Source organism: Nocardia sp. NPDC058633 (assembly GCF_042717045.1).
GTDB lineage: Bacteria > Actinomycetota > Actinomycetes > Mycobacteriales > Mycobacteriaceae > Nocardia.
Genome location: NZ_JBHXRA010000006.1, coordinates 174,846 through 196,963, shown reverse-complemented (window position 1 = coordinate 196,963; position 22,118 = coordinate 174,846). Strand labels below are relative to the sequence as shown.

The 22,118-nt window shown below is 67.6% G+C and carries 24 protein-coding genes; 12 read left to right on the top strand and 12 right to left on the bottom strand.

Features of this window, described 5'->3' with window-relative positions; all coding sequences use genetic code 11:
* Positions 1-131 precede the first annotated feature (131 nt).
* From ACFWUR_RS09865 to ACFWUR_RS09845, 5 genes are all read right to left on the bottom strand, one after another.
* A complete protein-coding gene (locus tag ACFWUR_RS09865; RefSeq protein ID WP_378905032.1) occupies positions 132-2,195 on the bottom strand; it encodes a DUF2339 domain-containing protein in 2,064 nt (687 codons plus the stop codon).
* Between the two features lie 631 nt (positions 2,196-2,826).
* Complete coding sequence (locus ACFWUR_RS09860) at positions 2,827-3,498, bottom strand: DUF1707 domain-containing protein (RefSeq protein WP_378904660.1); 672 nt, start codon at positions 3,496-3,498, stop codon at positions 2,827-2,829.
* A 61-nt stretch (positions 3,499-3,559) separates the two neighbouring features.
* A complete protein-coding gene (locus ACFWUR_RS09855) occupies positions 3,560-4,210 on the bottom strand; it encodes a response regulator (protein ID WP_378904657.1) in 651 nt (216 codons plus the stop codon).
* Between the two features lie 15 nt (positions 4,211-4,225).
* A complete protein-coding gene (gene macS, locus ACFWUR_RS09850; protein WP_378904654.1) occupies positions 4,226-5,404 on the bottom strand; it encodes a MacS family sensor histidine kinase in 1,179 nt (392 codons plus the stop codon).
* Positions 5,385-6,626: an AI-2E family transporter gene (locus ACFWUR_RS09845; protein WP_378904651.1), complete on the bottom strand. Its 1,242-nt coding sequence runs from the start codon at positions 6,624-6,626 to the stop codon at positions 5,385-5,387. The genes macS and ACFWUR_RS09845 overlap by 20 nt, the downstream gene beginning before the upstream one ends.
* Before the next feature lie 72 nt (positions 6,627-6,698).
* Here ACFWUR_RS09845 and ACFWUR_RS09840 point away from each other — a divergent pair, with 72 nt between their 5' ends.
* Complete coding sequence (locus ACFWUR_RS09840) at positions 6,699-8,219, top strand: adenylate/guanylate cyclase domain-containing protein (protein ID WP_378905029.1); 1,521 nt, start codon at positions 6,699-6,701, stop codon at positions 8,217-8,219.
* A 4-nt stretch (positions 8,220-8,223) separates the two neighbouring features.
* Entirely contained in the window at positions 8,224-9,294 is a 1,071-nt protein-coding gene (locus ACFWUR_RS09835; protein ID WP_378904648.1) for a YbhN family protein, read from the top strand.
* Here the strand turns inward: ACFWUR_RS09835 and ACFWUR_RS09830 are convergent, their stop codons facing one another.
* Both ACFWUR_RS09830 and ACFWUR_RS09825 read right to left on the bottom strand, forming a co-directional pair.
* Positions 9,295-9,651 (bottom strand): DUF3054 domain-containing protein, encoded by a 357-nt coding sequence (locus ACFWUR_RS09830; protein WP_378904645.1) that lies wholly within the window; start codon positions 9,649-9,651, stop codon positions 9,295-9,297. It abuts the gene before it with no gap.
* A gap of 82 nt (positions 9,652-9,733) precedes the next feature.
* Positions 9,734-11,320: an NTF2-like N-terminal transpeptidase domain-containing protein gene (locus ACFWUR_RS09825; protein WP_378904642.1), complete on the bottom strand. Its 1,587-nt coding sequence runs from the start codon at positions 11,318-11,320 to the stop codon at positions 9,734-9,736.
* Positions 11,321-11,809: 489 nt separating this feature from the next.
* On the opposite strand from ACFWUR_RS09825, the gene ACFWUR_RS09820 reads away from it, so the two are divergent.
* Both ACFWUR_RS09820 and aroQ read left to right on the top strand, forming a co-directional pair.
* Positions 11,810-12,364 (top strand): hypothetical protein, encoded by a 555-nt coding sequence (locus tag ACFWUR_RS09820; protein ID WP_378904639.1) that lies wholly within the window; start codon positions 11,810-11,812, stop codon positions 12,362-12,364.
* Between the two features lie 15 nt (positions 12,365-12,379).
* On the top strand, positions 12,380-12,826 hold the full coding sequence (gene aroQ / locus ACFWUR_RS09815) for a type II 3-dehydroquinate dehydratase (RefSeq protein WP_378904636.1): 447 nt from the start codon (positions 12,380-12,382) through the stop codon (positions 12,824-12,826).
* Here aroQ and ACFWUR_RS09810 read toward each other — a convergent pair.
* On the bottom strand, positions 12,823-13,269 hold the full coding sequence (locus ACFWUR_RS09810; protein ID WP_378904633.1) for a nitroreductase family deazaflavin-dependent oxidoreductase: 447 nt from the start codon (positions 13,267-13,269) through the stop codon (positions 12,823-12,825). The two genes, aroQ and ACFWUR_RS09810, sit on opposite strands and share 4 nt — an antisense overlap.
* Before the next feature lie 181 nt (positions 13,270-13,450).
* Here ACFWUR_RS09810 and ACFWUR_RS09805 point away from each other — a divergent pair, with 181 nt between their 5' ends.
* Genes ACFWUR_RS09805 through ACFWUR_RS09795 form a run of 3 tightly spaced genes read left to right on the top strand, consistent with a single transcriptional unit; the run spans position 13,451 to position 15,451 of the window.
* Positions 13,451-14,380, top strand: coding sequence for an ABC transporter ATP-binding protein (locus ACFWUR_RS09805; protein ID WP_378904631.1), 930 nt, complete (start codon positions 13,451-13,453; stop codon positions 14,378-14,380).
* On the top strand, positions 14,377-15,225 hold the full coding sequence (locus ACFWUR_RS09800) for an ABC transporter permease (protein WP_378904629.1): 849 nt from the start codon (positions 14,377-14,379) through the stop codon (positions 15,223-15,225). The genes ACFWUR_RS09805 and ACFWUR_RS09800 overlap by 4 nt, the downstream gene beginning before the upstream one ends.
* The gene (locus ACFWUR_RS09795; protein ID WP_067455043.1) at positions 15,215-15,451 is read left to right on the top strand and encodes a helix-turn-helix transcriptional regulator; all 237 of its coding nucleotides are present in this window, start codon (positions 15,215-15,217) and stop codon (positions 15,449-15,451) included. The genes ACFWUR_RS09800 and ACFWUR_RS09795 overlap by 11 nt, the downstream gene beginning before the upstream one ends.
* Positions 15,452-15,497: 46 nt before the next feature.
* On the opposite strand, the gene ACFWUR_RS09790 is transcribed toward ACFWUR_RS09795, so the two are convergent.
* Positions 15,498-16,331 (bottom strand): NAD(P)-dependent oxidoreductase, encoded by an 834-nt coding sequence (locus ACFWUR_RS09790; RefSeq protein WP_378904627.1) that lies wholly within the window; start codon positions 16,329-16,331, stop codon positions 15,498-15,500.
* Positions 16,331-17,206 (bottom strand): NAD(P)-dependent oxidoreductase, encoded by an 876-nt coding sequence (locus ACFWUR_RS09785; protein ID WP_378904624.1) that lies wholly within the window; start codon positions 17,204-17,206, stop codon positions 16,331-16,333. The genes ACFWUR_RS09790 and ACFWUR_RS09785 overlap by 1 nt, the downstream gene beginning before the upstream one ends.
* Positions 17,207-17,349: 143 nt before the next feature.
* Between ACFWUR_RS09785 and ACFWUR_RS09780 the strand changes: the two genes are divergently transcribed.
* Positions 17,350-17,721 carry a winged helix-turn-helix transcriptional regulator gene (locus ACFWUR_RS09780; RefSeq protein ID WP_378904621.1) on the top strand — a complete coding sequence of 124 codons (372 nt, stop codon included), beginning with the start codon at positions 17,350-17,352 and terminating at the stop codon, positions 17,719-17,721.
* Here the strand turns inward: ACFWUR_RS09780 and ACFWUR_RS09775 are convergent, their stop codons facing one another.
* Positions 17,722-18,846: a glycerate kinase gene (locus ACFWUR_RS09775; protein WP_378904618.1), complete on the bottom strand. Its 1,125-nt coding sequence runs from the start codon at positions 18,844-18,846 to the stop codon at positions 17,722-17,724.
* A 158-nt stretch (positions 18,847-19,004) separates the two neighbouring features.
* Between ACFWUR_RS09775 and ACFWUR_RS09770 the strand changes: the two genes are divergently transcribed.
* Complete coding sequence (locus tag ACFWUR_RS09770) at positions 19,005-19,316, top strand: GNAT family N-acetyltransferase (protein WP_378904615.1); 312 nt, start codon at positions 19,005-19,007, stop codon at positions 19,314-19,316.
* Here ACFWUR_RS09770 and ACFWUR_RS09765 read toward each other — a convergent pair.
* The gene (locus ACFWUR_RS09765; RefSeq protein ID WP_378904612.1) at positions 19,310-20,068 is read right to left on the bottom strand and encodes a lysophospholipid acyltransferase family protein; all 759 of its coding nucleotides are present in this window, start codon (positions 20,066-20,068) and stop codon (positions 19,310-19,312) included. The two genes, ACFWUR_RS09770 and ACFWUR_RS09765, sit on opposite strands and share 7 nt — an antisense overlap.
* Positions 20,069-20,176: 108 nt before the next feature.
* Here ACFWUR_RS09765 and ACFWUR_RS09760 point away from each other — a divergent pair, with 108 nt between their 5' ends.
* The 3 genes from ACFWUR_RS09760 (at position 20,177) to ACFWUR_RS09750 (ending at position 22,086) form a co-directional block, all read left to right on the top strand.
* Positions 20,177-20,815, top strand: coding sequence for a YqgE/AlgH family protein (locus ACFWUR_RS09760; protein WP_378904609.1), 639 nt, complete (start codon positions 20,177-20,179; stop codon positions 20,813-20,815).
* 66 nt (positions 20,816-20,881) lie between these two features.
* Positions 20,882-21,391 carry a sigma-70 family RNA polymerase sigma factor gene (locus tag ACFWUR_RS09755; protein ID WP_378904606.1) on the top strand — a complete coding sequence of 170 codons (510 nt, stop codon included), beginning with the start codon at positions 20,882-20,884 and terminating at the stop codon, positions 21,389-21,391.
* Positions 21,388-22,086 (top strand): zf-HC2 domain-containing protein, encoded by a 699-nt coding sequence (locus tag ACFWUR_RS09750; protein WP_378904603.1) that lies wholly within the window; start codon positions 21,388-21,390, stop codon positions 22,084-22,086. The genes ACFWUR_RS09755 and ACFWUR_RS09750 overlap by 4 nt, the downstream gene beginning before the upstream one ends.
* Positions 22,087-22,118 lie beyond the last annotated feature (32 nt).

Here is a 22,118-nt window from a genome sequence, read left to right as displayed (position 1 = left end):
GCTCAGTCCAGATCGGGGCGGGCCCCTCCGGGTAAAGACACATCAGGGTTACGGGACGGGACGGGTACGGGTACGGGTACGGGTACGGGGATGGTTCGGGTTCGAGCACGGGTACGGGTTCGGGTTCGGAACTACGGGGTTTGGCGGGGTGGGGTGGCTTCGGCGAAGGCGCGGGCGTAGCGGGTTCCGGTGAGTAGCAGCAGGATTCCCACTGCCAGGAAGGCGGCTACGCGGATCAGGCCGGAGAGGGTGGCCAGGTCGAACAGGAACAGTTTGGCCAAGGCGGCCGCGGCTACCAGTAGGCCGGAGACCAGGCAGACCTTCGCGACCGCGGGCGAACTCGACAGGCGTCGCAATCCGTAGAACAGCGAGCCGGTGGCCGCCACCATCCACACGATGGTCGCCAGGCTGTGTCCGACGATGAAACCGTCTGCGCCGCCGAGGGATACGCCGAGCGAGACCGCGGCGACCAGCACGTAGTACAGCCCGGCGATACTCACCGCGATCCACACCGCGGTGACCAGTGCCGCGTCGTCGCACCGGGGCAATCGGGGCACGGTCCATGCCACCATCGCCGCCACGCCCAGTCCGACCACGGCCGCGACCGCGGTCGAGATGCCGAGGTGTTGGTCGGCGAGCCTTTGTAGCGCAAGCGTTTCCGGCGTGGCGATCGCCAGCATCACCAGCCCACCCAGCAACGCGAACGCGATGCCGAGGCCGGCGGCGACCCGGGTGCGGCTCGCCGCGGCCACCGCCAGGAAGGCTAGGCCGACCGCGAACAACATGGTCGGGAGCAGCCGAGGATGCCCGCCCGTCGCCAGGGTGCAGGTCTGCAACAGGGCGACGGCACCGGTCAGTCCCGCTACCAGCGCCGTATGGCGCGCGATACGCAACCGTCCGCCGGGGTGGGCGAGTTCGGCGTCCGGGACGACCGCGGTACCGGTGGAAGGTGCGCCCTTCGCGAGATCCTCTGGCGCCTGCGCGTTCTCAGGGATCTCGGCCGTGGCGGTGAAGCGCGGAATCAGCGCGGTGGCCGCGAGGCCGAGGAGGACAGCGGCCGACACGGCGGTGATCGAGGCGCTCATCATGCGGTCGAAGAGCACCGCGGCGGCAAGCACCGGTAGCGCGGTCAGGGCGATCGTGATGCTCGCGGTGATGTCGCCTGCCCTGCGCCGCACCGCGAGCAGCGCACCGACGAGCCCGACCACCGCACAGGCGATCGCGGCAACCAACAGCCCCAGCCGCTGCTGTGCCTGCCCACCGGACATGGCCGCTTCGGTCCCGCTGAGCGCCACCATCCCCAGCAGGGCCAGTACCACCGGCAAGGTGCGCGCTATATGCAGCACCGGCCAGTCCCTGCGCATCTGCACCGGAACACCCGCCGCCTGTAGCACCACCAAGAAGCCGAGCAACATCAATTCGGTGGTCAACGCCGGTGACAACACCGCCGCCCCCAACACGACTCCCACCGCCAACGGCTGCGACTGCCACCGCATCGCGATCCCCACCCCGACCAACGCCACGACAAGGGCGACCGCGAGCCCCACGCCTCCCGGAATCCACCGGTAATACCCCGTGACCGCGACGACATCGAGGTACAACCCGGCAATACCGGTGGCCACCAAGGCGATTCCACCCACCCGGCCACCGGGTCGTCCGAATACCCGCCAACCGAGTCCCACCAGAACCGCCGAAAGGGCGCCCCCGGCAACCACTCTCGCCACCGGACCGAAGAACCCCGCCTGCGCGGCCAGCACCAGCAGCATCAGCACACCCACCAAGGTCACACCGACTCCCGCAACCGCGAGCACCCGAGAGATAACCCCTTCCCGCTGCCACCACGGCACCCGAGCCGCACGACCCGGCCCAACCTGCCCACCACGCCCCGAAGCTCCGACCCATCCCGGAGCGCCCTGCCCCGTCGGCTGTGCGACCTGTCCGTAGGGCGCACCACGCCGACCACGCGACCCCGCCGGACCAACCCAATTCGGCGGCGTCGCGTACGACGCACCATGCCCACCGGGCGACCCAGCCCAATTCGGCGGCGTCGCATATGGCGCACCGCGCCCACCATGCACCCCCGCCCAGTTCGGCGGCGCGGCGTACGGCGCGACCTGCCCACCGTGCGGCCCCACCCAATTCGGCGGCACCCCACTGGGCCCATACGGCGAGGGACCCACCGGCCCATAGGCCATTCCACCAGCGGGACCTACAAACCCTTGATTCGTACCCGGCACCGCCGGACCCGCGGCATTGCGCACATCTTCGCCACCGGGACTCCCGCCCCGCTCCGGCGAGACGTCAGCCCGCCCGGCCTGCTCAACACCGCTGCCAGGAACCCCGGAAACCGCACCCGGATCCGGAGCAGGCTGCTCGACGACCGCACTCTCCGCCCGCGACACCTCCCCCCGCAACTGCGCGGACAGCACATCCAGATCGCCCCCCAGCTGCCCCATGCGGGCGCCGAGCGCGGTGAACTCCCCCGAGAGTCGCGCAACCAGCGCGGGATCGATAGCAGTACTCATAACCCCATAGTCGGCGCACATGAAGCCCCGAACATGAGTAGAAACCCCTGCCAACCCCCTGTTCCTACCTGAATTCGAATATCACCACTACCAACGCCCCACCCCCACCCCGTATGTCTTTACCCGGAGGGGCCCGCCCCGATCTGGACTGAGCGGAGGGTGCGACGAAGGAGTACCCGGAGGGAGGGAAGATCGGGGGCCCGAAGGGCCCCGACTCGAGCGCGTCAGCGCTCCAACAAACACAGCAAGGCATACCCGCCCCGGGCCCGGTTTCACGTGCGCCGACAAGCCCCCGCCTGCATCAAGACCCCAAAAACCGTCTCCACTGAACCATCAACGGATACTTCGCCGTCACAGACCCGAACCGAATCCGCCCGTGCACGACAAGATGCAGCGGCCCGATCGGCGGCCCCGTACGCACCTTGTTGTTGGCCGAGGACCCCACCAGATCGAGACCGTTGAGATCGACCGTCGCAGCCGCCGGGACGAGCAACGTCAGGCTCGTGCAGTAGTCATCGACCTGGATCTCCACGATCTGCGTCTGCATGACCGCCTCGGTGAAGTCCAAGGTCACACCGGACATCAGGTTGTTGAGGTGCAGCACCGGCGGCACCTGCCACGGCCCTCGTCGATGAACCCCCGACAACCGGCTACGGATCGCGTTCGGATTGGACCCACCGGCCGGGACCGGGATGGGTCGTGGGCGCGGCATGGCGGCAGGTTGCGGCGTACCCGCCACTCGCATCCCGGGCAGGTCGACCAGCACAGCGTTGAGTTCGCCGCGAGTCTTGGCGGCGAGCGCGGTGTCCATCCGTTCGGTGAACTCCCCGAGCGAGAGCATGCCGAGCCCGACAGCACGCTGCAGCAACTGCCCGACGTGCTCACGTTCGGCGTCGGAAACGCGGAGCTCACGGTCACCGACGGGAGCAGCCGTCGCGGCGCCGGGTACGAAGAGGGATTCAGGACCGCCCATGTCATCGAGGGTAGCCAGACATGTCGACGAGCACATCAGGGCAAACCCCTAATCACTACGACTACTCGAGCCCCTGCTCGATCGCGTAGCGGGTGAGTTCCACCCGATTCGCCAGCTGCAATTTACGCAATGTCGCCTGCACATGGTTCTCCACCGTTCGATGCGAGAGATTCAACCGGGTGGCGATCTGCTTGGCCGACAATCCCTTGGCCACCATCCGCAGAACCTCTGTTTCCCGCTCGGTCAACGACGGGCGATGCGGTTGATCGGCGACCGGCGGTGCGGTGGCCATCCGGCGGTACTCCCCGAGCACCAACCCGGCCAATCCGGGCGTGAACACCGGTTGACCCGCGGCGGTGGCCTCGACCGCGTCGATCAGCTCGGTGGCCGAGGCGCTTTTCACCAGGTATCCGCTCGCGCCCGCTTTGATCGCGTCGAGTACGTCGTCGCGCTCGGCCGACGCCGACAACACCAGCACCCGGCTGTGCGGCGAAACACGCAGCACTTCGGCGGTCGCCGCGGCGCCGTTTCCGTCGGTGAGCTGCATATCCATCAACACCACATCCGGCTGCACGGCCGCAGCCCGCCGAGAAGCCGTCCCGACACCGTCCGCGGTGGCCAGCACCTCGAAACCGGCTTCGGCGAGATCGCGGGAAACACCCTCACGCCACATCGGATGATCGTCGACCACCATCACCGTAATGACCGGCATGCCCAGCTCCTGTTCTCAGCGCGCCAGGTGGCGCGGAATCCGGAATTCCCATTCGGTACCGAGGTCCTCGCCTTCGGTGAGCAGCTCGGCGCTACCGCCCAGCGCCTCGACCCGTCCGACGATCGACCTCGAAACCCCCATCCGCCCTTCGGCTTCGGCCGCTTCGAGGCGACCCGCCGCGATGCCGACGCCGTCGTCGCGCACACTCACGACCAGCCCGTCGCCGGTATCTTCGAGCAGCACATAGGCTTTCGCGTCCGCTCCGGCATGCAGCGCGACATTCGACAACGCGGTGTTCACCGCCGCCGCGATCTCCTGCGCGATCATCGGCCCGATCAGCACCGGATCGCCCGGCGTAGCCACCGACACCTTGGGGGTAGCGAGTGCGGTCAGCAGCGGCCGCAGATCCACTTCCCCCGAACCGGAGTGGGGCTGCTGCGCCTGCTCGGACAACAGCACGCGCAGCGCCACCTCCTGCTCCCCGGCTCGATAGGCGAGTTCCTCTGCGAGCCCGCCTATCTCGCTTCCGCGACGCTTGATGAACGCGAGCACCTGCAACACCCCGTCGTGCACCTCGCGAGCCAACCGCTCCCGTTCCTGCGCCGCGGCGGTGATCCGCAGTGCCCGCTCGAGCTGCACCTGTGCCCGCCGCGCGGTATTGGCCGCCAGCCCGAGTGCCAGCCCCACCGAAACGAGCACCGGCGCGGTGGCATCGCCCCACACGTCCTGGCCCCACTGATCTCGCACCGTCACCACCACGGCCGACATGGCCAACCCGGCGACGACACCGGCGACCGGCCCGCGCAGCACAGCCATCGAGATCACCGAGTTCGCGATCCACAATGTGGTGGGCAACGTTTGATGACCGTGGTACCAGTCGTAGTCGGCGACCAGCCGGGTCGAGGCGATCAGCGCGATCGTCACCACCTGATCGCCGAACACCACCCAGCCGCGGACCTTCCCGGTCGCCTCGGGGAAATACCATTGCGACAGCAGCAACGCCGAACTGCCCGACCAGATCGCCATCACCGCGATCAGCACCCAGCTCAGTCGCGGATGCTCGTAGTACGACACCGACGCGATCTGCTGTCCGATCGCGTACAGCAGCGTGACCAGCCGAAACGCCTGCGCGGCCCGCCACAGTGGGGCGGTCGCGGCATCTGCCGAGCGCAACTCAGCTGTGTGGGTCCGCATCGCCGGCTCCGGCGTCTTCCTTGCGCAGCAGCTTCGCCACGTCGAAGCGGCCCGCGGGCTCGGGTTTGTCGGGTTCGGCGCTGAACCGTTTTCGTTCCTCGGTGGCGACCAATTCGCCGAAGGCCTGCTCCGGGCTGTCGGCGAGCAGGTACCGAATGGCGGTGTTGCCCACCGCGATCAACGGCACGGCGAGCAGTGCCCCCGCGATCCCCCCGACGACCAGTCCGGCGGCGATGGCCAGCACCACGGCCAGCGGATGGATGCTCACCGCCCGCCCGAGCAGCAGCGGTTGCAGCACATGGCCTTCCAGCTGCATCACCGCGACGATGATGCCGAGCACGATCAGCGCGGTCACCAAACCCTTGGTGACCAGCGCGATGAACACCGCCACGAACCCCGCGAAGAACGCGCCGATGATCGGGATGAACGCGCTGATGAACACCAGCGAGGCCAGCGGCAAGGCCAGCGGCACATGCAGGATCGCCAGCCCGGCTCCTATCCCTATCGCGTCGACCGCGGCCACCACGACGGTGGCGCGCACGAACCCGACCAGCGTTCCGAAGCCCAGTTCACCTGCGGTGCGGACTTTCTCGCGGTGCGCGGTGGGAATGATCCGGGTGATGAAGTTCCAGATCTGATCTCCGCCGTAGAGGAAGAAGATGAGGATGAACAGGATCAGGAACGCGCCGGTGAGAATGTGGCCGATGGCGGTGGCGGTGGTCAGCGCGCCGCTGGTCAGGCTCTCGCGATTGTCCTGGATGGTGCGCACGATGGTGTCGCCCGCGTTGCGGATCTGCTGATCGCTCAGATGCGCCGGGCCGTTGATCAACCAGTCCTGCACCTTGTGCACGCTGTTGGTGACCTCGTTGGACAACCCCGGCACACCGTCGACGAACTGTTCGACGACAAAGGTCAACACCCCCGCGAGCAGCCCGATCGACCCCAACAGCGCCACGAACACGCCGAGCGAGCGCGGAATTCCCACCCGCTGCATCCAATCGACCAGCGGCGCCAGCAGCGCGGCGGCCAACAACGCGATGGCCAGCGGGATCACCACCGTGGCGAACTTCTGCACGAGCATCCCCACCGCGAGCAGGGCGGCGAAGATGATGAGCAACCGCCAGCTCCAGGCGGCGGCTTTGCGGACCAGGGGATGAACTGACTCGGCATCCGAGCGCCACGGCAAAGACGGGGGGCCCGAAACTACCTTCTGGTCGGTCACCCGACAGAGCCTATCGGTCCGAACGCTAGATTGGTGGTCGTGTCGGCGCCACTGGAAGCGGTCAAACAGACCATGCGAACGCGCTGGCCGCTGTATCTGACGTCGGTGCTGTTGGCCAATGCCTTCGGCGCGGTGCTGGTGTGGGCGTTCATCCAATACGGCCTGCCGGTTCCCGAGGGCGATCCGGGTGGGGTGCGCCAGACCGGTCTGCTCGCACCCCTGCTCGTCTTCGGCGTCGCCGCGGTACTGAGCATCTTCGCCGCCGCGCTCATGCTGCGGCCGGTGATGCGCTGGCAGATGCGCGGCGGTCCGCCGAGCAGACGCGAGCAGATGGCGGCACTGCACGTACCGCTGCGGCAGTCGATCGTGCACCTGGTGCTGTGGATCATCGGCGGCGGCATCCTGGCCGCGTTGATCATCGTCGAATCGCCCGAGCTCGCGGGCGCGGTGATCATCACCGAGTGTATGGCCGCCACCATCGTGTTCGGCTTCACCTACATGCTGGGGGAACGCATTCTGCGCCCGGTCGCCGCGGAAGCGCTGACCGAGGGCACCTTCGACCACACACTGACCCCCGGCGTCGGCACGCGCATGGCGATGACCTGGGGTATGGGCACGTTCGCGCCGACCATCGCGATCGTGCTGCTGTGCGTCACCCAGATCTCCTCGGATGTGAAATTCTCGGCGAAGTCGCTCGCGATCTCGATCCTGCTGCTGTGTGGCGTGGTGATCCTGCAGGCGCTGGCGCTGTCGATGCTGACCGGTTCGTCGATCTCCGACCCGGTGCGCCAGCTGTCCCAAGCCATCAACAGGGTGCAGGCGGGGTCGCGCGACGTGCAGGTGGAGGTCTACGACGGCAGCGAGATCGGGCTGTTGCAGGTCGGCTTCAACCGGATGATGGACGAGGCCGCCAAGCGCCGCAAGCTGCAGGAACTGTTCGGCCAGCACGTCGGCGAGGACGTGGCGCAGCGGGCACTGGACTACGGCACCGAACTGGGTGGTGAGACCCGGTTCGTGGCGGTGCTGTTCGTGGATATGGTCGGTTCCACCGCCGCCGCGGCCGAACGCCCGCCGACCGAGGTCGTCAGCCTGCTCAACGAATTCTTCCGGGTGGTGGTCGACGTGATCGACAGCCACCACGGTTTCGTCAACAAATTCGTCGGCGACGCGGCGCTCGCCATCTTCGGCGCTCCGCTCGACCGTCCCGACGCACCGAGTGCGGCCCTCGCCGCGGCCCGCGATCTGCGCGAGGCGCTGCGCGGGGTGACCAGTCTCGACATCGGCATCGGCGTCTCGGCAGGCCTTGCTGTCGCCGGAAACATCGGTGCCGCAAATCGTTTCGAATACACCGTGATCGGCGACCCCGTCAACGAGGCGTCGCGGCTCACCGAATTGGCCAAAGATCATCCCGGCCGCGTTCTCGCTTCGGGCAGCGCGCTCTACTTCGCCGACGAAAGCGAGCAGGAACATTGGATGACCGGAGACGAGGTCCAATTGCGCGGCAGACGCAGAAAAACCCGCCTGGCCTGGCCGAAGTCCGCGATCGCCGCGCCGCGCACGGACGAGGAAGAACACCCACGTTCGCTAGGGTGAGATGGTGACGGCCGACGGCGACCTAGCAGGCGCACCGGCCGAGCGCCGCCGCCGGTTCCGGTGGGTCAAGTGGGTGCTCGGCGCGGTGATCCTGGCGCTGCTCGTCGGCGAGGGGATCTATCTGTGGCCCCGCCTGCACGAATCGTGGCGCACGCTCACCGAGATCCACTGGGGTTGGCTGATCCTGTGCATCGTTTTACAGGCGATGTCGATGAGTGGTTTCGGCCGGGTACAGAAACAGCTGTTGCACGCGGGCGGGGTGGACGTCAGCCAGGGGAAATCGGTATCGGTGGTCTACGGCGCGACCGCGATGTCGCTGACGCTGCCCGCCGGCCAGGTCTTCTCCACCGCCTTCACCTATCGCCAGACCCGGCGCTGGGGTGCGAGCCCCATCGTCGCCTCCTGGCAGTTGGTCTTCTCGGGAGTGGTCGCCGCCGCCGGGCTGGCGCTGCTCGGGATCGCCGGCGCCGCACTGGTGGGGCAGGGAATCGGCTTCAAATTCGTCGGCTCGCTGGTGGTGCTCGGCCTGGTCCTGTTCATCGGCAACTATCTCGCCCGCCATCCCGGCACCCTCGAGGCGATGCTGCGGCGGGTGCTCGCGCTGGTCAATCGACTGCGCAAGAAACCCGCCGATCACGGCATCGCCAAGCTGGCCGAGATCCGGGCCCAGCTCGAGTCGGTCGATCTGGGCAAGAAGGACGCAGCGCTCGTCGGGGTGTGGGCACTGGTGCACCGGTTCGCCGATGTGGCGTGCCTTGGCGCCGCCTGTTTCGCGGTCGGCGCCGATCCCAAGTTGTCCGGGCTGCTCATCGCGTTCGCGGCGGGCAAAGCGGTGGGGTCGATCCCGTTCGCGCCGGGCGGCATCGTCTATGTGGACGCGACGTTGATCTACGGTCTCACCGCGGGCGCGGGGCTGCCCGCCGCGCAGGCTGTCGCGGCCGCGTTCGTCTACCGGCTGGTCAGTTTCATCCTTGTCGCCGTCGTCGGCTGGATCGTGTTCGCGTTCCTGTTCCGCACCCCGCAGGCCGACGACGAAGAGTACGAACAAGAGTTCAAGCAGCAGCGGCGAATCTGATCAGCGCAGTGCGCGAATGGCCGCTCGCCAACCCAGAAGGAACAGCGCGAGCACACAGGACGCGACGATCACGAAACTCGCCGCGACACCCTGTCCGCTGATGGCCCGCAGGGTCATTCCGCCGACGAGGGTGGTGGCCCAGATCAGGATTCCGCTCGGCCACAACGCCGTTGCGTCGAACCGGGCATTGCGCGCGACGAACACCGCCGCGACCCAGCCGAGAATCAACCCCGCCCCGAAGGGCCACACCGTTTTCAGCAGACCGGCGAGAACAGCCTCGTCGTGACTACGGCGGCCGATCGCACAGAACACGATCACCAGCAGGGCATCGATACCGAACGGCGCGTATCTCTTCACCGCAGTAGCGTAACCGGTCAAGATCGACTTCCGGTCCCACATCACACCCATCGACCAGTGCGGACCCGCACCGACAAGGCGGTCAAGCCTCCGGCGTGGCCAGCGATTTCAACAGCACGGCCGCGAGTCGTGAAGTGGCGTCACCGCTGTCGACGTCGGCGATGTGCACCGCGAAAACCAGATCGCCCATCGTGGCAAGCAGCCACCCGTCGGAGCCGCCCCTGGCGGGGAATGCGGTGATATCGCGGAATCCGCGCAGCGCGGCGGTTTCCGGCTTTCCGATGCCCTCGTTCATGAGCCCACGCAAGCGGTCGACCGCGGGTTGGGGCAGCGCGGGGATCGGCGTTTCGGTGGTGCCCGGCTTGCCCGCCTCGATCATCGGCGCGATCACCGAGCCACGCGAGATGGCCGCGGCGGCGATCGCCATTCCGAAGGGGCTGACCTGCACCGCATCGGCGCCCGCACCCTGGCGCACCTGTTCGGTGCTGCGGCCGGGCGCGCTGATCCGCCCGGTCACCTCGTCGAGCCCGGCCACCTTGAAGTCGACGCCGACGCCGAGCGCGGTGGCGGCCTCGGCCGCTTCCTGCACCGTCACGTCCTGCGGCGCCTTGTTCTTGGTCGCCGCGGCCACCGTGCGGAAAAGCTCCATCGTGCCGCCCGCCGGGAACAACCCGGTGAAAGCGATCGGACCCTTCTCGGTGGCGTAGGAGTTCTGCGCCACCGCGACGACCGCGCCGGTCGACGGCTGGATGGCCACGACCGTGGCCGGGGTCCCCGCGCTCACCACCGCGTCTTCGGCGGCGCGCTGCAAGCGCTGATCCATCGTCGCGGCGATGTCCGGCCCGGCGGGCCCCTGATATCCGGCCACCTGGTCGACGAACCTGCCGTCGGCCTCGAAGATCTGCACACCCCAGCCCGCGGTGGCCTCGAGGCTGTCCTGCCACACCTCGCGCAGCGCGTCGAGCATCGGCGAGCGCGTGCGCCGGTCGGCGGAGATCAGTTTGGGCTGCTTCTCCATCACCACGCCGGGCACCTTGGCCATCCGCGGTTCCAGGATCGCGAAATCGCCCTCGCGCAGGTTCACCGCGACGATCGGCTTGCCCTGCGAGCCCGCCAGCTGCTGCATCAGCGACGGTCCGGTGATCAGCGGCGCGACCGGTTCGATGGCGTCGGCGAGGGCGTTGGTGGTGCCGACGAGATCGCCGGTGCGGCTCGGGTCGATCTTGATGACGTTGAGTATCTGCTCGGTCATCAGCGCGTCGCCGGGCAGATCGACCACTCTCGGCGGCGGCTTCGCGGTCGTGCGCACGAGCTTGACCGTGCGATTGTTCGTCAGCTGCGGCATCACCACCGCGGGCTCCCAGGAGATCCGCCAGCCGATGGCGAGCTTGCGGACGGTGCCCTGCAGTGTGTAGGTCCAGTCCTTCTTCTCGCCGAAGTTCCAGGCGACGTCCATGCTGAAGATCGCGGACTGCGGGTCGAGGTCGATGACCTGAGATGCCTCGTAGTCGACAGTGCCCGACTGCAGGCCCTCGAACATTTGCTTCATGGTTGCCGAAGCGGCGGCGGGGTACGAGGTCAGGTCGGCGGCCTTGGCGTAGTCCTGCTCATCGAGAAGGTCGGTGAATCGCTGGACCACCGTCTCCGACTCGCTCGCCTTCCCACCCACTCCGCATGAGCACAGCGCGATGGCGAGGGTCGCAACCCCCGCGATCGCCATTGCGCCCCGGACGCGAAAGCGGCGGGATCCCCACACATCCATATCGCCCACTCTTCACTCTTGCCACTCCGGTAACAAATCCACCGTACCGGAAGTTGACCCGTCTCCAATGCCCCGGTAAGTCGGTACGCTACCCGACCTCGACACCTCGATTGTGCCGGAAATCTCGCCCCGATGAGGGTCCGTTTTCCAACCTCGACCAGTAAGCGGCAACAACTGCTGCGTCAACCGTACCGACCGCCACCCCGGGCGGTGCGGATCTCGCATTTGTCCGGCGATTCAACGCGAGGGTACCCAGGGCTATCGGCGCCCAACCGCGCGGCATCGGCTTCGCGGCATCGGTCGAGGCCGTTCACACAGAACGAAATACCCGGTGCGGATTTCAGCGTAATCTTGTAATCAACGCAACGTGCACAACAGAGACAGCAGGTGATTTCCATGCGGAACGCCCAACGCGAACGCGGATTCGGCCGACCCGGCGGCTGGCAGCAAGCCGACCTTCCCGATCCCGCCGACGCTCCAGACTGGTTCGCCGGACGATTGCCCGCCGACTGGTTCATCGGGCCGGTGGAGATCGAGATCGACCGCGACGAGATCGTCGTGGTCGGCGAACTGCCCGTCCCCGGCGACGCGAGCGCCGCCACCAGAGAAGGCGCCCTCGCCCGCTTCCGCGAGTCGACCCGCCCGGCCCGCATGCAGATCGCCGACGAGGCCCAGCGCCGTTACGGTCGCAGCGTCGCCTGGGGCGTGCGTGCGGACGGCGAACGAATCCTGTTCACCCATTTGGCCGTCCCGGTCATGACCCGCCTACGTCAGCCCGAACGCCAGGTCCTCGACACCCTCATCGACGCCGGCGTAGCCCGCTCCCGCGCCGACGCCCTCGCCTGGACCGTCAAACTCGCGGGAAAACACGCCGAAACCTGGCTGGCAGAGCTGAGAGAAGCGATGCGCAAAGTCGACGACCTCCGCTCAGAGGGCCCAACGGGTCTGTGACTTAAGGTGGCCTGCATGGAGACCGTGCAGGCCACAGGCCCGATCCTCGTCGTCAACGGGCCGAACCTGAACATGCTCGGAACCCGTCAGCCGGAGATCTACGGCGCCGACACTCTCGACGATGTCCTCGCCCTGTGCGAAAAGACCGCCGCCCGCTTCGGGCGCGAGATCATCGCCTTCCAGTCCAATCACGAAGGCGCGCTGATCGATCGGATCCAGCAGGCCCGCGGCGAAGCGTCGGCCATCGTCATCAACCCGGGCGGCCTCACCCACACCTCGGTCGCGCTGCGCGACGCGCTGGTGATCCCGGAGGTGCCGATCGTGGAGGTGCACATCAGCAATGTGCACGCGCGCGAGGAGTTCCGCCACCATTCGTTCGTGTCCCCGATCGCGACCGCGGTGATCGCCGGCCTCGGCATCCAGGGCTATGCGGCGGCGATCGAATACCTGAGCAAGCGCTAGGCGAGCCGGAAAACAGGGAAACCCGGTGCGATAGCGCTCAATTCGGCGTCGGTCGCGTTTTTGGTGACGCCGTCGAAGAACTTGCCGACCTCCCAGCCCCACTTCTCCAGGTACAGGCGCAGCAGCGGCACCTTGTCGGCATCGGGAACCTCGGCGGCCGTGAATGATTCGACCTTGCGACCCAAGCGCAGTTCACCTTCGCCCGCCACCCGCAGATTGCGCACCCACTGCACGTGCCCGCGCGGCGCGACCAGGTAGCGCTCGCCGTCGGCGGCTGTCATCACGTTCACCATGGTCGTGCGCCATTCACCGCTCTTGCGCCCGCGCACCGCGAGCAGCCGCGAACCCATGATGCTGATCCCGAACTCGGGCAGCAGGTTGGCGATCTTGTTGATGATCCGATCGAGGCCGGTCGGGGGGAGGTGGCGGGTCGCGTTGTCCATGGTGATGACTCCTTAAACCGTGAGCACTGCTCTCTGTTGCTCATCAGCATGCGCGCGCCACCGCTCGAAGTCAAGAGCAGTGCTCACCGTTTCCGAAATGTCGCATTGTGGCGAAGTATTGCCGCGATGGAATGTAGTACGTATGCTACATATCATCGAAGGTCGATGACTGGGAGGACTCATGACTTCGAACCACAACGTCGTTCTCGATATCCGGCAGCTACGGATGCGATATGACGAAACAGACGTCCTGCACGATGTGACTTTTCAAGCCAGACGCGGGGAAGTGCTCGTCATGCTCGGCCCCAACGGGGCGGGCAAAACCACCACGATCGAGATCCTCGAGGGGTTCCGCAGGAGGTCGGCCGGTGAGGTCGATGTGCTGGGGACCGATCCCGAACACGGTGACGAACTCTGGCGTGCGCGCATCGGCGTGGTGCTCCAATCCTGGCGTGACCACGCCCGATGGCGGGTGCGCGAACTGCTCGGCCACCTCGGTGGGTACTACAGCCCGTATTCCACCGACCGAGTCACACGACCGTGGGACACCGATGAGCTCATCGAGTTGGTCGGCCTGACCGAGCAGCGCGATGCGAAGATCGCGACCCTGTCCGGAGGCCAACGGCGCAGGCTCGATGTGGCGATCGGCATCGTCGGCAGACCGGAACTGCTCTTCATGGACGAACCGACCGCGGGCTTCGATCCCGCCGCCCGGCGCGACTTCCACGACCTGGTCCATCGACTGGCCGATCTGGAGGAGACCACCGTCCTGCTCACCACCCACGACCTGGACGAGGCGGCGAAACTGGCCGACCGGATCCTGATCCTGGCCGGTGGTCGGATCATCGCCGACGGCTCTCCGGAGGAACTCAGCGCCGCCACCGCGGGCGAGGCCGAAGTGCGCTGGACCTGCGAGGGGCAACGTTTCGTCCACACCACGACCGAGTCGACCAAGTACATCCACGAACTGTTCAAGCAGCACGGTGAACTGATCGAGGACCTCGAGGTGCAACGCGCGTCGCTGGAAGACACCTACATGGCGCTGGTGCGCCGATTCGAATCCGACGCGGCCACCGAACCCGTCCGCTCACTGCAGGAGGTCATGCGATGAATCCCACGCTGGTAGCGGTGCGGGGCGGCCTGGCGGCGATGTGGATCGAGCTGCGGCAGCTGTACACCAACGGAACGAGCCTGATGGGCCAGTTCCTCACTCCCACACTGTTCCTGATCGCGATCTTCTTCCTGCGCGACCGAACCTATCAGGACACCGAGCTGTCGCTGGGCGAACTCGCGGTGCCCGGTCTGCTCGGCGGCATCATCGCGTTCAACGGCTTGTACGGCATCGCCGAAGTGCTCGCTCTCGATCGTGAGGACGGAACCCTGTTGCGTGCCAAGACGATTCCGAACGGCATTCTCGGTTACCTGATCGGCAAGGTCGGCACGACCGCGGGGGCGGTACTCGTCCAACTGGTGGTGGTGCTGGCCATCGGCGCCTTGATCGTGGGTGGATTGTCGACGCCGGGAGGTGCGTTGATCACGCTGGCCTGGGTGATTGCGCTCGGCCTGCTGGCCACCCTGCCGATCGGCGCCATCCTGGGTGGGCTGATCGTCGGCGCCCGTGACGTGTTCCTGCTTACTCTGCCGCTGATGGGACTGATCGCCATCTCCGGCATCTGGTACCCGATCACCGCGCTGCCCGGCTGGGTGCAGGGCCTGGCCCAGCTCTTCCCGATGTACTGGCTCGGCCTCGGCATGCGTTCGGCACTGCTGCCCGCCGAGGCGGTGGCCATCGAGATCGACGGGTCGTGGCGGCACCTCGAGACCGCCGCGGTGCTCGGCGTATGGTCGATCGTCGGGTTGTTGCTCGCGCCGATCGTGCTGCGGCGAGCGGCCCGTCATGAGTCGGGATCCAGCGTGGCAGTCCGCCGCGAGAAAGCGATGCAGCGTGCCTTCTGAGGTCATCTACAACCGCATCGCGATGTTGCGTGCCGAGCGTGGCATCTCGCGGCGCGACCTGGCCGAAGCGCTCGGCGTGCACTACCAGACCGTCGGTTATCTCGAGCGCGGCGAATACAGCCCCAGCCTGCATCTGGCGCTGCGGCTCGCGGCCTATTTCGAGGTGGCGGTGGAGGTGGTGTTCTCCACCGAACCCTTCCCGCGACTGGGCGCCGAGACCGCGTGAACACCCGACACCGTCCGGCAGCGAAGTGCCGGACGGTGTCGGTGTGTCATCCGCGCAGGACCTGAAAGGTCGAGGCCGAGGCGCCGACGGCTCGTTTCCAGTACGACGACACCGATTCGGCCAGAACGGTATCCACGCCGACCGCGGTGCCGGTCTCCACGACGTGTCGCGCACCGGCCGCCATCATCCGCAGGTAGGCCGGATCGGCCGACCCCCCCTGCTCGACCATCCCGGCCCACGCGGCGTACAGATCTCCGACACTGCCCAGTGAGCGCTGGGCGTAGGGCAGGAACCGGGCGATCTCGGAGCCGGATCTCTCGATGATCGCCAGCGCCTGTTCGTAGCCGAGCAGCAGTGGCAGGAACAGGGCCAGCATCGCCTGGTAGTAGACCTGCGCCGCGCCGTCGTCAGCGCCCAGATATTCCGTTGAAGCCAAGGGCCGCAACAACTCTCGCTGCGCCTCGAACACTGCCCGCGGTCCGCTGTAGAAGATGTAGGCCGACGGGCCTGCCAGCTCTTGCGGCTGGGCCATCACCCCACCGGCGAGAAACTCACCACCTCGAGCCCGGACGAACGCCGCGCCTTCCCTGGTTCGCCGCGGCGAATCCGAGGACAGGTTGACCACGACCTTGCCAGTCAGATCGATGTCGCCGAGAACCGCGTCCATCGCGTCGTAGTGGGTCAGGCTGAGCACGATGAGCTCCGCCGCCGCCACCGCGTCGGAGATCGAGTCGGCGCGGTGGGCGCCGAGCCCGTGGGCCTTCTCTGGGGTGCGATTCCAGGCGGTCACCGCGACCCCGGCCGCGAGGTAGGTGCGCACGATCTGCCGACCCATCGGGCCGAGGCCGACAACGGTGACCGCGCGACCCGGCTTCGACATCAGGAGGCCTTGCCCAGCATCAACGCGTACGTCGAAACCGGTTCGCCCGCAGCCTCGCTCGCGGCGACGGCCTTGCGCCAGTACGACTGCGCCAGGTGCGAGAACCCCGAGTCGACGCCGACCTCCTCGCTGGCGTCGATGATGTGCTGGGCACCCGCGACCATCATCTTCAGGCTCGCCACGTCGGCCCAGCCGCCGTTCTGGTTCGCCTCGGAGAACTGCTCCATGAAGAACGGATAGGCCTGGCTGGAGCGGACCGCGAACGGCACGAACCGGGCGATGTCGTGGCCGGACTTCGCGATCATGGCCGTCGCCTGGTCGAAAGCGAGCAGCCACGGATGGAAGACGGTCAACAGTGCCTGGTAGAAGACCTGCGCGAGGCCGTCGTCGGTGCCGAGGTACTCCTGCGGGCTCAGCGGGCGCAGGAGTTCGGCGTGCGCGTCGAACACCGCCTTCGGGCCGCTGTAGAAGATGTAGGAGGCGGGATGGACGATATTGTCGCCCGCCGACATCACACCGCCGGAGAAGAACTCGGCGCCGCGCTCGCGGACCCATTTCGCGCCTGCCCGCGCCTTCTCCGGGGAATCCGAGGACAGGTTGGCGATCACTTTGCCGGGCAGGTGGTCGATCGCCTGGCCGAGCACGTCGTACATGGCGTCGTAGTGGGTGAGGCTGAGCACGGCGACCTCGTTGGCGGCCAGTGCCTCGGCGACGGTGTCGGCGCGCTCGGCGCCCAGCGCCACCATGGCGTCGACCTTGGCGGTGCTGCGATTCCACACCGTCACCTGGACGCCCGCCTCGAGGAAGGCCTTGACCATGGACTGGCCCATCGGGCCGAGGCCGAGGACGGAAACGGAAGCGGTTTGCTCGGACATGTGGTGGCCCTTCGATACTCGGAACTGGATGGTTCGGCGCCGCTTTCAATGGTGGTCGGCGCGGGTATCGTCGGGAAGACCGAACGTTCGGGTGCGGTTGCTTACCCAGAGGTTCGAAATACGGTCAGAGAGGTGCGGCGGAGATGAACAGTGACGCAGATCACGACGTGTGCGGCATGAGCTTGGCCATCGACGCCGTCGGCGGGAAGTGGAAGCTGCACCTGATGTGGGTGCTCGGCGGCGGACCGCAGCGGTTCGGCCAGATCCGGCGCATGCTCGACGGCGTGAGCGAGAAGGTGCTCACCGAGAACCTTCGCCACCTGGAGAGCAGCGGCATCGTGCGCCGCGAGATCTTCCCGGAGATCCCGCCGCGCGTGGAATACTCGCTCACCCCACTCGGCGAAAACTTGCGCCTGGCGCTGGAACCACTCGAGCGCTGGGGCGATCAGCACCGAGCGGAACTGGCCCCGCGGCCGCGCGTCCCGGACGAATCCGCCGCCCGCATCGCCCTGTGACTACAAATGTTCCTTGGCGATGCGCTCACCGAGACGTTCGAGCAGCTCCGCCGCGGCGATGATCGAGCGGCCCGGGTCGGGTTCGAGGTCACTGAGCGGATAGCACGCCGCGAAGCCCGCGGCCCGAATCTCCCCGGGTGACAACAGTGTTCGGCCGACTGCCGCGACCACCGGCACCCCGGCCCTCCTCGCCGCCGCAGCTACTCCGACCGGGGCCTTTCCGTGCATGCTCTGGTGATCGAGCGACCCCTCGCCGGTGACAACCAACTTCGCCCCACCGACCAGCTCGGTGAATTCCAGCAGCTCGAGCACCACATCGATGCCGCTGCGCACCTGCGCCCCGAGCACCGCCAGCACCCCGAACCCGGTGCCACCCGCCGCGCCCGCACCACCGATCTCGGCGTACCCGGTCCCCAATACCGCGGCCCAATTGGTGAGCGCTTCTTCGAGTTTCACCATCTGCCGAGTGGTGGCGCCCTTCTGCGGCGCATAGACCGCCACCGCACCCGCGGGCCCGAGCAGCGGATTGTCGACGTCGCAGGCCAGCGTGAATCGCGCCGTGGCGACAGCCGGATGCAACCCACCCCGGTCCACCGCCGCGACCTGTGCGAGCACAGCGGCCACGTCGTCGGTGGCGGCCAGCTCCTGCCCGTCCCGATCCAACAGCCGCAGCCCGAGCGCCCGCAGCAACCCGGCCCCGCCATCGCTCGAGGCGCTGCCCCCGAGCCCCAACACGATGTCGCGCGCCCCCGCATCGAGCGCATGGGCGATGACCACCCCCAGCCCGAAGGTGCCGGCCTGCAGCGGCGCGAGCCGCCCGCCCGGCAGCTTCACCAGCCCGACCGCAGCGGCCAACTCCACGACCGCCGTCTCGCCGCGCACCGCGTACACCGCCGTCGAAGGCTCCCCGGTGGGGCCCGGCGCGTCGACCTCGACCCGCTTCCACCCCGCCGCGGCGAACGCGTCGACCATCCCGTCCCCACCGTCGGCCACCGGCACCAAGCGCACGTCGGCCTGCGGTGCGCGCCGCGCGATTCCCTTGGCCAGCGCTGTCGCCACCGCGGGCGCCGACAGCGAACCCTTGAATTTGTCGGGAGCGAGCACCACCAGCGGGCCGCGTGTCATCTGTTCCGCCTCTCCGTGAATTCAGCGTGTCGTTCCAGAGCTCGACCGTTCGCTCTCGGTCTTACGTCAGGTGCGCGACGGCTCGGAGGTGGTTGAGGAGTCACCCATGTTCTCACTTGCTCAGTGGGTTGTCCTCCCCCACACGGTAGCGTCAACTCATGGCGACCGAGGTCCGCAACAACACCGCACTAGAGCGGTTCGAACTCACCGCCGACGGTCAACCCGCCGGCTACATCGAATATCAGGACACCGGGGACGAACGTGCCCTCGTGCACACCGAGATCTATTCCCGATTCGAAGGTCGCGGATCAGCGAGCGTGCTGATCGAAGCAGCACTGGACGCCAGCCGCGACGCCGGCTTCAGCGTTCTGCCCATGTGCCCGGTGGTCCTGCATTTCATCACCACCCATCCCGACTACATCGCCTACGTTCCGCAGCGAGCCAGGGAGCTGTTCGGGCTGCCTCAGTAGAGCGCCACGGCCCCGTCGACCGCCGACTGCAGTTCGTCCTTGACGAGCCGTGCGATGTCGGCGGGCCGCTGCGGCAGCTCGAGAATCGGCGCCCGGAAATAGGCGGCACCGGACACCGCCTCGGCGGCGGTCACCGCGACACCGGCGTCGCGGTCGCCGTAGCTCATCCCCATAGCGACCAGCGCGGGCGCGGCGTCCAGTTTGGCCGCACGGAACGCGATGTGCCCGATCCCGCTCCCGACGGCCTGCACCTTGGTGTGATCTACCTCATTGCAGGTCCCCTCGGGGAAGATCGCGAGGTGATCACCGGCGGCCAATCGCTGCGCGCACACATCCATCATCCGCTGACCTGCGGCATTGACCGCCCGGATCCCGTGATCCTTGCCGCGGAACACCGGAATCCCACCCATCATGTCCACCTTGCGGCGCTGCTCGGGATCGAGAAAGAGCTCGTCTTTGGCCAGCACTCGTACCCGCCCGATCTTCGAGCGCAGCGGTGAGCGCCATGCCGTCGCCGCGACCGTGTACGGGTCACTGGTCGAGAGATGGTTGATCGCGTAGATCACCGGCCGTCCACTGCGGATCAGGGCCTTCAACTGCTGTTTCGCGCCCTCGGCGAAGGCCACCCGGGGTCGGAACCGCCGCGCCAGCACCGCATAGGAGGCCAGCGCCTTCCATCTGTTCTGCTGATGCCGCAGGTAGTAGTCGTACACGGCGTCGTTGTCGTCGAGCAGGACTTCGGGCAAGTGCATAGCGGCGACCCTACCGGGCGCTCCCCGGGCGCCGTACGTGAGTGAATTCCGGGTCCGATCCGGTCCGCGGGAAGCGCGCCCCGCCGCTGAAAATGCGATGATGACTCGGTGGCAGGCGGAGACGACCCGGACGAGCGCCGGACTCGCGACGGGCACGGTGACGATCGGCGGCGCGGTCAGCCCGCGGTGGGCGTTCGCGCGGGCAACCTGCTGGTGTCCGCGATAGACCTGGTGGAACCTACTTTCCGGCGCACCGTCGTGTATGTGATCGAGCACAACGACGCGGGCAGTCTCGGCGTGGTGCTGAACCGGCCGAGCGAGACCCCGGTTGTGGATGTGCTGCCGGCATGGGCCGACCTGGCCGCGTCACCGACCGATCTCTACATCGGCGGCCCGGTCAAACGTGACGCGGCACTGTGCCTGGCGGTACTGCGCCCGGGCGTCGACATCTCCGATGTCCGCGGTCTGCGCCGGGTCGACGGCCGGGTGGTGCTGGTGGATCTGGACGCCGACCCCGCCGAGATCGGCCCGCTCATCGAACATATCCGGATCTTCGCCGGGTACGCGGGCTGGTCGATGGGCCAGCTCGACGGCGAACTCGACAACGACGACTGGATCGTGGTGTCGGCGCTGCCGTCCGACCCGATCGCCACCGACCGCCACGACCTGTGGGCCGCGGTGCTGCGCCGCCAACCGTTGCCGCTGGCCCTGCTGGCGACACACCCGATTGAACTCGAACGCAACTGACGCCGTTACTCCTTCGACGAGCAGGAGTGACACATGAATTACGACGAGCAGTGACCAGGGCCGCCGATGAACGATGGTCGCGACGAACTGATGCGCGCGCTCTATGCCGAGCACGCACCCGCCCTGTGGCGTTTCACCCTCGGATTGGTGCGCGATCCCGGCCGCGCCGAGGACATCGTGCAGGAGACGCTGCTGCGCGCCTGGCAGCGCCCCGCCGTGCTGGAACAGACCGAAACCTCGCCGCGCGCATGGTTGTTCACCGTGGCCCGTAATCTCGCGGTAGACGAGCATCGCAGCGCACGGCATCGCCGCGAGTTCGGCACCGACACTCCGCCGGAGCAGGTGAGCCCCGACCAGTCGGACCGGGCGCTCGACGGCTGGCTGGTCGCCGACGCGCTGAGCACGTTGAGCCCGGATCATCGCGAAGTGATCGTGCGCGCCTACTATCGCGGCCTCGGCATGGCCCAGATCGCCGACGAACTGGGTATCCCACCGGGGACGGTGAAGTCGCGCCTGCACTACGGCATGCGCGCCATGCGGCTGGCGCTACAGGAGATGGGGGTGACGAACCGATGACCGATCTCGCCGACGAGTACAGCACCTGGGACGCTGCCTATGTCCTCGGTTCGCTCGGTGCCGCCGAGCGGCGTGAATACGAGACGCACCTGCTCGACTGCGCGCACTGCCAGCAGGCGGTCGCCGAACTGTCCGGGATGCCGGGCATGCTCGGCCTGGTCGACCGCGATACCGCACTGTCGATGATCACCTCGGCCGAGCCGGTTCCGCCGCAGGTCCCGGACCTGATTCCCGCGTTGGCCGCGGCCGCCGAGCAGCGAAGGCGACGGCGGCGCTGGATGGGTGTCGGGAGCGCGGTGGCCGCGGCCGCGGCGGCGGTGGCGATCGCGATTCCGGTGACGGTCACCGTGGCGCGCTCGGAGACGCCGACCGAGCAGATCGTCGCCGAACAGCAGATGGAGGCGGTGGAGCAGACGCCGGTGAGCGCGCAGGTGAAGCTGGTGCGCGACGGTGACCGCACCCGCCTGGTGATGACCTGCCGCTACGCGCCGAGCGCCTACGGTTCCAGCTACACCCGCACGTACGGGCTGGTGGTGACCGCGGGTGAGCAGCGGTTCGAACTCGACCAGTGGCCCGCGGGCCCCGGCACCGAACTGACGGTGGATCGCACCATCGACGCCCCGCCGGAGTCGATCAGCAAGGTGGAGATCACTTCGGTGGATTCCGGCAAGACCGTGTTGGTCGCACAGGTCTGAACGCGAACGGTCCGGCCTCCCGTCAGGAGTCC